Origin of the sequence: Wolbachia endosymbiont of Drosophila tristis, from assembly GCF_028981745.1 — a bacterium.
In the GTDB taxonomy this organism is placed as follows: domain Bacteria; phylum Pseudomonadota; class Alphaproteobacteria; order Rickettsiales; family Anaplasmataceae; genus Wolbachia; species Wolbachia pipientis.
Genome location: NZ_JAPQLN010000051.1, coordinates 1 through 8,952 on the forward strand (window position 1 = coordinate 1; position 8,952 = coordinate 8,952).

At 32.8% G+C, this 8,952-nt stretch carries 11 protein-coding genes; 5 read left to right on the forward strand and 6 right to left on the reverse strand.

Annotated features, from left to right (window positions below; genetic code table 11):
- Positions 1 to 161 (forward strand): transposase (locus OZD64_RS01830; protein ID WP_274999147.1); only part of this gene is annotated, 161 nt, incomplete at its 5' end.
- On the opposite strand, the gene OZD64_RS01835 is transcribed toward OZD64_RS01830, so the two are convergent.
- Positions 136 to 1,209, reverse strand: a complete 1,074-nt coding sequence (locus OZD64_RS01835) for an ankyrin repeat domain-containing protein (RefSeq protein WP_274999203.1) — start codon at positions 1,207 to 1,209, stop codon at positions 136 to 138. The two genes, OZD64_RS01830 and OZD64_RS01835, sit on opposite strands and share 26 nt — an antisense overlap.
- A gap of 68 nt (positions 1,210 to 1,277) precedes the next feature.
- Between OZD64_RS01835 and OZD64_RS01840 the strand changes: the two genes are divergently transcribed.
- The gene (locus OZD64_RS01840) at positions 1,278 to 1,808 is read left to right on the forward strand and encodes a Na+/H+ antiporter subunit E (RefSeq protein ID WP_010962821.1); all 531 of its coding nucleotides are present in this window, start codon (positions 1,278 to 1,280) and stop codon (positions 1,806 to 1,808) included.
- Here OZD64_RS01840 and OZD64_RS01845 read toward each other — a convergent pair.
- Positions 1,801 to 2,217, reverse strand: a complete 417-nt coding sequence (locus OZD64_RS01845; RefSeq protein ID WP_010082489.1) for a hypothetical protein — start codon at positions 2,215 to 2,217, stop codon at positions 1,801 to 1,803. The genes OZD64_RS01840 and OZD64_RS01845 overlap by 8 nt on opposite strands.
- Positions 2,218 to 2,521: 304 nt before the next feature.
- Here OZD64_RS01845 and purN point away from each other — a divergent pair, with 304 nt between their 5' ends.
- Positions 2,522 to 3,082: a phosphoribosylglycinamide formyltransferase gene (gene purN / locus OZD64_RS01850; protein ID WP_010082490.1), complete on the forward strand. Its 561-nt coding sequence runs from the start codon at positions 2,522 to 2,524 to the stop codon at positions 3,080 to 3,082.
- Positions 3,083 to 3,091: 9 nt separating this feature from the next.
- Here purN and OZD64_RS01855 read toward each other — a convergent pair whose 3' ends face one another.
- The 4 genes from OZD64_RS01855 to ribF are packed head-to-tail and all read right to left on the reverse strand — an operon-like array spanning position 3,092 to position 7,173.
- Positions 3,092 to 4,411, reverse strand: coding sequence for a M16 family metallopeptidase (locus OZD64_RS01855; RefSeq protein ID WP_274999204.1), 1,320 nt, complete (start codon positions 4,409 to 4,411; stop codon positions 3,092 to 3,094).
- Positions 4,398 to 5,738, reverse strand: coding sequence for a M16 family metallopeptidase (locus tag OZD64_RS01860; RefSeq protein WP_274999205.1), 1,341 nt, complete (start codon positions 5,736 to 5,738; stop codon positions 4,398 to 4,400). The genes OZD64_RS01855 and OZD64_RS01860 overlap by 14 nt, the downstream gene beginning before the upstream one ends.
- Positions 5,739 to 5,767: 29 nt before the next feature.
- Positions 5,768 to 6,244, reverse strand: coding sequence for a signal peptidase II (lspA, locus tag OZD64_RS01865; RefSeq protein WP_006279329.1), 477 nt, complete (start codon positions 6,242 to 6,244; stop codon positions 5,768 to 5,770).
- On the reverse strand, positions 6,241 to 7,173 hold the full coding sequence (gene ribF / locus OZD64_RS01870; protein WP_274999206.1) for a riboflavin biosynthesis protein RibF: 933 nt from the start codon (positions 7,171 to 7,173) through the stop codon (positions 6,241 to 6,243). Before ribF ends, lspA begins: the two co-directional genes overlap by 4 nt.
- 68 nt (positions 7,174 to 7,241) lie before the next feature.
- Between ribF and grxC the strand changes: the two genes are divergently transcribed.
- Together grxC and OZD64_RS01880 are read left to right on the forward strand one after the other, a co-directional pair.
- On the forward strand, positions 7,242 to 7,580 hold the full coding sequence (grxC, locus tag OZD64_RS01875) for a glutaredoxin 3 (protein WP_007550037.1): 339 nt from the start codon (positions 7,242 to 7,244) through the stop codon (positions 7,578 to 7,580).
- 115 nt (positions 7,581 to 7,695) lie between these two features.
- Complete coding sequence (locus tag OZD64_RS01880; RefSeq protein ID WP_038199087.1) at positions 7,696 to 8,568, forward strand: hypothetical protein; 873 nt, start codon at positions 7,696 to 7,698, stop codon at positions 8,566 to 8,568.
- Positions 8,569 to 8,952 lie beyond the last annotated feature (384 nt).

Here is an 8,952-nt window from a genome sequence, read left to right on the forward strand (position 1 = left end):
GGTTTAAAGTACAGCCAAGAAGATGGGTTGTAGAAAGGACTTTTGCTTGGGTTAATAGGAATAGAAGGCTATCGAAGGAGTATGATTTACTCACAACATCCACTGAGAATTTCATATACCTAGCTATGAGTAGGGTTATGTTAAAGAGGGAATATGCTTGAATTTACTAGTTTCCGGACAACCTCTTACTTTGTTTGCAATTAGAGTTTCTACTACATCCTTATGGCCCTTTGCAGCAGCAAGATGTAAAGGAGTCTTGTCCACAATACCTTCTGCATTAACATCTGCTTTCTCAACTAGAATTTTTACTACTTCTATGTGGTTCTTTTCAGCAGCAATATGTAAAGGAGTATATCTTTTATTATTTTGTGCATTAACCGTTGCTCCTTTTCCAGTTAGAATGTCTACTACATCTTTATGGCCCCCTCTGGCTGCAAGATGTAAAGGAGTCTCGTCCACAATACCTTCTGCATTAACATTTGCTCCTTTTGCAATGAGAGTTTTTACTACATCTTCGCAGCCCTCTCTGGCAGCAAGATGTAAAGGAGTCCACCCATCACTATTTTTTGCATCAACGTTGATTCCTTCTGCTTTTGATAGAACTTGTACTATCTCTTTGTGGCCATTTGTAATAGCAAGATGTAAAGGAGCCCATCCTTTATCATTTTCTGCATTAACATTTGCTCCTTTTCCAATTAGAGTGTTTACTACATTTTCGTGGTTCTTTTCAACAGCAAAATGTAAAGAAGTCCATCCATCACCATTTTTTGCATCAACAATTGCTCCTTTTCCAGTTAGAATGGTTACTACATCTTCGTGGCCATAGTGAGCAGCAATATGTAAAGGAGTAATTTTATTATCATGTTCTGCATTAATATCTGCCCCGTTTTCAATCAGAGCTTTTGCTACATTTGCACAGTTCCAATAAGAAGCAAGATGTAACAATTTGACTTCCTTAGAATTTTGACCACGAGATATAGTAAATATGTAATTTATGCCAGATCCACTATCGTTGTCAGGTTTACTCTTTTCCCACTCTTGACATAAATCTGGATCTTCTTCTTGTAACTTAGCTTTTATTTTTTCAACTATATTGTCCTTGCTCAAATCTGAAAGGTCATTTATTTTTTTTAATATTTCCATAAATTTGTCATATTTCATAACTTCCTCACTTAAAATACATAACTTAGTTGTTATATCTTTTAACATAGAAGTCAAGAACCTAAATATTCGTTATTATCTTTCCTTAAAGAGTCATTTAAGTTATATTACAGACTATGAAAAACCTCAACTTTAGGAAGGAAATCAAGTTTTTTTCTCTGTCATTTATAATTTTATTTGTTCTATGGACTGTATTGTCTGGTTATTTTGAGCCGTTTTTTATTTTTTGTGGAGTGTTTTCCTCTATATTCACATCGTTTATCTTTAGAAGGTTGATAAACGCTGAAAGAGCTCTTAGCCAGATTTTAAATAGTACGAGTAGACTGTCGTTTTATAAGTTAGTAAGTTATATACCATGGTTAATGTACCAAATCATTTTATCAAGTGTTTATGTAACAAAAAAGGTGCTACAACTCAAATCTAAGCTTGAGCCAATCATTATTCTAAGAAAATGCAAAGGGCATAATGATGAAAGCATTGCGTTATTTGCCAATTCAGTCACAATCACTCCCGGAACTTTAACTATCAATGTTGAAAGTAAGCAGAAAACATATTTCTCTACCATGTATTTGATAGATAAAGATCTTGAAAGCGGCATTTCTGAAATAGAAAATAAAATCTTAAAAATACTACGTTCAGTTAAGTAATTGCTTTAAATAAGTTAACAGCATCCTTATATTCCCTTACAAGACTTTCAAGCATTTCTTTTGGAAGGCTATTGTTAACAATAGAACATAAATAATTATACAAATCTTCTAACCTTAATACGTTATTTCTCTTCTTGCTGTTGAATTTATACGGAAAAATACCTTCCATAACTTCAATAGTAGTAGCCTTGTTTAAAAATACATTTTCACTTGTCACGCTTATTCTTGCTAAAACAGTGTTAATTTCAGGTTCGTCACTCGTATAAAAATCTGATAGCTGAGTTATTCTAATAACGTACAAAGTTACTATTTTTGACAAGCAATTATCAGCATATTCACAATTTTTTATTACCTCCCACTGAGTAACCTGAGATTTACCTATTTTTGCATTGTTCGGTAATTTACTCATTGAACTTTCTCCATTTAATCCAGTGTAATAAATTATACTAATACTTTGTTAAATAAATAATAACGCGATTACAAAAATATATACTTATAGTAGTATATTATACAAAAATAGCACAATATCTAAGCATTAAAGCTAGTTTTAGCTGGGTACATGGGGCTATTCGTTATTTTGTGTTGTCCAGTGAGGTCCAAAATTAGAGGTCCACTTATATAAAGAGTTTAGTCTGCCTTCTTTGCTATAAAATAAGTTTTCCTTTTGAGCTGTTTTGTTAGTATTAACTAAATTCTAAACTAACTGTGCTATAATGAAAAAGATAAAACTCGGAATACTAATTTCAGGTAGGGGGTCGAATATGCAGGCCTTAATAGAAGCATGTCAAGATCAGAATTTTTCCGCAGAAGTTGCATGTGTTATCACAAATAATAGCGAAGCTGCTGGTCTGAAAATAGCAGAGCAAGCAGGAATCTCAGCGTTTATTGTTAAAGATAAACCGCTTGATGCTGGTAAAATTCACGAAATACTTGTTCAACATAAGGTTGATTTAATTTGCCTTGCAGGGTTTATGAGAATTCTCAAAGCTGATTTTCTGAGTAAATGGCATAACAAGGTGATAAATATTCATCCCTCTTTACTTCCGTCTTTTAAAGGCCTAAACGCTCAAGAGCAAGCTCTAAAAGCAGGTGTAAAAATTACAGGTTGTACTGTACATTATGTCACTCCTGAAGTTGATGCTGGAGCCATAATTGCTCAAGTTGTTGTACCAGTGTTACCAGCTGATGATATTCAAAGCCTCTCAGAACGCATTCTAGCTGAGGAGCATAAGTGTTATGTAGAAGCAGTAAGGTCAATAGCAGAAGATATATGACTGTAATAATTATTGACCTTGAGCGTTTTTTCCAACTTCAACAAAAAATAAATTTTCAGGTTCCAGTAAAGAACTTGCCAGTTCGTTTACTTCCTCTAATTTAACATCATTAATGATATTCGCATAATTATTTATACGGTTAACATCACGATCATTTATCTGCATATTATCTAGCAGCGTTGCTGTATTTGTGTTATTGGACAGGAAAAGGACAAGATTATTTACCAAGCCAATTTTTGCATCCTTGAACAATTGTTCGTCAATTCCTTGCTTTTTTATTCTGCTAAATGTATCTTTTACTGCTGATATAGCTTTGCCAGCAGTAGAACTATCAGTACTTATAAATCCAGATATAATATTTCCATGTTTATTGGAAATAATACTTGCATAAACACCATAAGTAATACCCAAGTTTTGCCTCAGTTCTGTCATTAATATTGAATTCAGCCTCATGCCACCAAGTGCATCAATTAAGACACCAGCGTTATAATAATTAGGATCTTCATAAGCTATACCTTTTTGAGCAAAAAGTATCACACTCTGTGGTATATCCATAAAAATATTCTTACTTTCTGCAGAACCAAAATTATTTTTTACAGGTATTTTTCTAACTTTTGATCTTTTTGACGGCAATTTAGATAAATATTTATCTAATAGCGTAATAATTTCTTCTTTTTTTGTACAACCAGCAACACTGATAACTATGTTATCTTTAGCAAAATTACGCTTTATGTATGTTAAAACATCGTCTCTAGTAATGCTCATTATAGTATCAAGAGTACCGTACACACTTTTTGAGTAAGGATGTTTTTTAAACAATAACGTATCTAATTCTTTTCCAGCAACAAAATAAGGATTTTTTTCAAGATTATTAAAATCAACTTTGGCTTTCTCGAAAACTCTATTCAACCCTTCAGGGTCAACTTTAGGACGCATTATAGTATCGCTCAGTAATGAAATTGCTTCCTCTAGATTGTCAGACAAAGTATTTAATGAAACCCTAAATGCTTCTAAATCAGCAATAAAATTTAAACTAATCCCTTTATCTTCAAGCTTTTTCGCAAAATCTTTGGCATCATTTTTTCCTGCCCCTTCTTGGATTACAAGAGAAGTAAACCAAGCAAGCCCCTGTTTTTCCTTATTCTCATACACATAACTTGCATCCTTGAACGATATATTTAGTGAAACTTTTGGCAAATCATGATTTTCTACAAATAAAAACTTAAATCCTTTACGGGTAGTGACCTCCTCTATATTTAGGTTACCACTTGCTTGTAAATTAAAGCCTAGACAGAAAAAAAATAGAAATATAATTTTACTTATTCTCATTATTATCTCCTTTTGGTAATAAACGACCAATTAACTTATTAGCAGAAAAAATAGCACGGATTTTATTATTTACATCCTCTAGATTGACATCATTAATCTTGCTATATGAAATATCTATTTCATCAAGTGGAATACCAAGTGCAAGGTGTGGCACATAGAACATCGCTATATGAGTTAAGTCAGATAGATTATCAAACTGTGCTGCCTTATACCTATATTTTGAGCTTTGTAATTCCTCGCTCGTCACCCCTTTAGATACGAAGCCATTAATAGCATTATCTAACTCTCTTTCAACAATATCTAAATTAGCGCCACTTTTTGGAATTATCATAATATCAATGTAGTCATCACTAAAAGCTAGGCTATTATAATAAGCAAACACTGATACTGCCACATCTTTATCTAAAACCAAATCTTTATACAGTTTGCTGGATTTGCCGCCACCTAAAATGTCAACCGCTAAATGAGCAGCAGAGGCTTCATTTATGTGATCAAATAAGGGAACACGATAACGAAAATATAAAACTGATTCTTTTACTTCAGTGCTCTCTAAGGTCACCGATAGACCTGCATTATGCACTGGATCCTGATTTGGGTAATTTCTCATTACAGGCTTAGCTTTAATTTCGCCATATTTTTCTTCTGCTAATTTCACTACTTCATCAAGTTCCACATCACCCACAATCAGTAATATTGCATTGCCGGAGTGATAATAGTTATCATGAAACCTCGTTATGTCATCCAAATTGTAAGTTTTGATATCGCTCTCCCAGCCGATAACAGACCTACCATAGCCAGTACGGTAAAATGCACTATCCATTTCTTCCAATAACAAGTTATGAGGTTGGTTATCAAATCTCATCTTTCTTTCTTCTAATACGATGTTTTTTTCTCTATCTATTTTGTCTTGAGTAACATTAAAGCTGCCCATTCTATCTGCTTCAACTTCCATTGCAAGTGGTAAATCTTTTTTGGGGATCAACTCAAAATAACAGGTATATTCTTTAGTGGTAAATGCGTTAAATTGAGCCCCAATGCTACTCATAGTGGCTTCTATATCTGTGAACTTCCCTGTAGTTTCAAACATTAAATGTTCAAAGTAGTGAGCCAATCCTGCTTTGCCGATTGGATCATCCATTCCCCCAACTTTGTATATTACTGCATGTAAAACGGCTGGAATCCGATGATTAGAAACAACATAAACATCTAGTCCGTTACTGAGTTTAGTATATTTTATGTTGTGCTCTATGTTTAAAGCATTCGAAGAAATTGGGTAAGTAAAAAAAAGTACAGGTAGTATAAGAAAACTAAAAAACTTATGAAGCATTATTTCGACCTAATATAAAAACAATTATTTTATTCCTCATTTTGTTTAGAAATAAGCATATCGTATATATACCACTTATATAACAATGTAAACATTCCACAAACTATAGATAAATCTGCTAAATTAAAGGCTGGCCAATACCAATCATCAATATGAAAATATATGAAATCATATACAGCTCCCCAATAGATCCTATCAACTACGTTTCCGATTGCTCCACCAATCATCAGAGAAAAACCAAGGTAAGTTGACTGATCGTCAGACTTGTATATCAAATATGCAAGTATACCAATTATTAGTATTGAAAATGCTGAAAAAAAGAAACCGCCATGTGGTAAAGCGCTACACATTCCAAAACTAATACCTGAATTCCAAACTTCAACTAGTTTTATAAAACTAGCGATCTCAATTGATTCTCCTTCATCAATCAATGAGTTTATGTACAATTTGCTCGTTTGGTCAATCAATACTATAATTAATATAACAACTAAGCATAACTTTTTCATAAATTTGCCTTTAACCTATAAGCTTTAAGTATATCATAATTTATCTGTTTTGTTAACTCCTCAATACTATGGAATTTTTTTTCTGACCTTATGAATTTTAAAAGTTGTATATTGACTTTATGACTATATACGTCTTCATCAAAATCGAATATGTGCATTTCTATTATAGGCTTTTTCAGATCCTTAAAAGTAGGTCTCATACCAATATTGACTACTCCATATAACCAATTTGGATTACTATCAGGAAAAGTCACTCTAGCGTAATATGTGCCAAACTTAGGTTTTATCATGCAATCTTCTATAGGAATATTTATGGTTGGAAATCCTATTTCTCTACCTCTACATGCACCTTTTGTCACAACACCAGAAACTTGATAAGGCCTGCCGAGCAATTTATTAGCAATTTCTATTTCGCCCCTTTGTACATACTCCCTTATTGAAGAAGAAGAGCAAATTTTGCCGTCAATTGTTAATGGCTCTAATTTAGTCAAAGAGTATCCATATATTTCAGAATATTTCTCTAGAGTTAATATATTACCCAATCGTTTATGACCAAAAGTGCAATTTTCTCCGACAATTATGTGTTTAGCGCCATATTTATCTATTAAAATCTCACTGATAAAGTCATCGCAGCTAACCTCAGAAAAACCTCTATTAAAATTAATAATATATAAGTAATCTATACCATAGCTGCTGATTAGTTCCTTTTTTTGTTCTTGGTCTATTAACCTAAAATTGTTTCTACCAAATAAAACAGTTGATGGGTGAGGCTCAAAAGTTAAAACTGCAGAGGGTAATCCTCTTTCTTGTGCTACCTTCTTTAGAGTAGAAATTGCAAACTCGTGTCCTAAATGAATGCCATCGAAATTTCCGAAGGTTAGTGCTATATTATTTTCTATTCCTTGCTCACAATTATAAATAATTTTCATACAATTTGATGTTTTTACATGTTTCTTATATATAATAACTATATTTTAGTAAGCTACGGAGATAAATTGTGAAAAATGTTGTGATATATGTAAAGAAGGGCTGTCCATACTGCATAAGGGCAAAGGATTTACTAGATAAAAAAGGTGTGAAGTATGAAGAAATTGATGTGCTCAAAAACTCAGATCTATTTAACGACATAAAATCAAAGTATAACGTTAGAACAGTTCCACAGATTTTTATCAACGATAAGCACATTGGGGGGTGTGACAAATTGATGGATCTTGAAAAAGAAGGAAAGTTGGATGATATGCTAAATAATAATGACAATCACACTGATGTCACAACCTACACAAACAGCAATGATGAATGTGGAGAGTGTGTTATACCACATGATGATTTTATGTAACTTTTTATCTTGTTTTGTCGTGTAATACGTAAATGAAAACTAGTATGCTCACTTTAAACAATTCTTAATGAATTAAAAATACAATTCATTCAGTGAGTTTTTTTAGTGGGAAAAAATGACAAAAAATATTTCAATTATTAGCAGAAACTTAATTAGTATCGAATTAGTTAACAAACAAGATTTAGAGAATTTCATCAAGATTTTCACAGTGCTTGATAAACATATAGCAGCTAAAACACTTTTTACAGAAGAAGTGAGAATAGAGTATAAACAACACAACGGCATAGAAGTTGTTGAATTGCTAAAAGATACAGACTTTACATATCATGAGGTTGAAAATGTATTGAACCACCTGAGTAAACATGGAATGAAGGTGCCCAGCAGTGTTATAGCACACACCCTTTTTGCTGCATACAATCATGCACTTGAATTTAAGGATGTAGCATTTTCCTTTTCTGAAGGCTCTCCACAATTTAACATCAGAGTGAGTAAGAACACCTTCATAATAACTCCTATGAGTGAAGAGAATTTGGAATTGAATTCACAAAATAGCAGAACGCTTATAGAGTCACTAAAGAGCGAAAAAAGTATTTATGATTGTATAGTAGAAGAAAATACCATTAAAGTTATAGTGCATTCTGAAATGCATCAAGCTATAAATTTGATTATAAAATCACTGATAAAGTCTCGCCTTTTAGCAAAAGAGGAAGAAGGAAAATTCAAAGAGAAATTGAGACAACTTGCTTTTAAGGATCAAGCTTTTGTTGAGTATTCTAGCATCAGAACCATCAATAGGTATCCACATAATCATCCTCTGAGGAAGCATGAAAGTGTTACTAAGGATATAGAAAATATTTTATGTGATTTCATAACAAATGAGAACAGCGAGTTTGCTATAGAGCGACTAAATAGGCTGAGCTCAGCAGTTTCTCCGTATACTCCAAGAATCATCACTAAAACTATAGATAAACTTGTTAAGTTTCACTAAGGTATACGAGAGCCAATAGACTTCTTATATTACCTTCTGTCATCCAAGTAGCTTGGCTACTTGGTTCTTTTTTGGGGTTCCAGCTATGTACATAGCTGTATGAACATTGTAGCCGTTATTCAAGTAGCCCGCAGAAGCGAAAAACTTACTTGACAAACTCCGCCAACTCCCTTATCATAAAACTGAAGCTATTTATTTATCTTCTCTGTACAGATTAAATGACAAAAAAACTCACGTATCTGGCGTCTCATGTTTAATTTTTTGCACTATGTGCACCTTATGTCTTTATAAAACTTCTAGGTTTTTACCTAATATAAGCTAAAATGCGCTTATAAAGCATTTAAAACATAAAAAAACGCCAACTTAAAAAATGGATAGTGAATA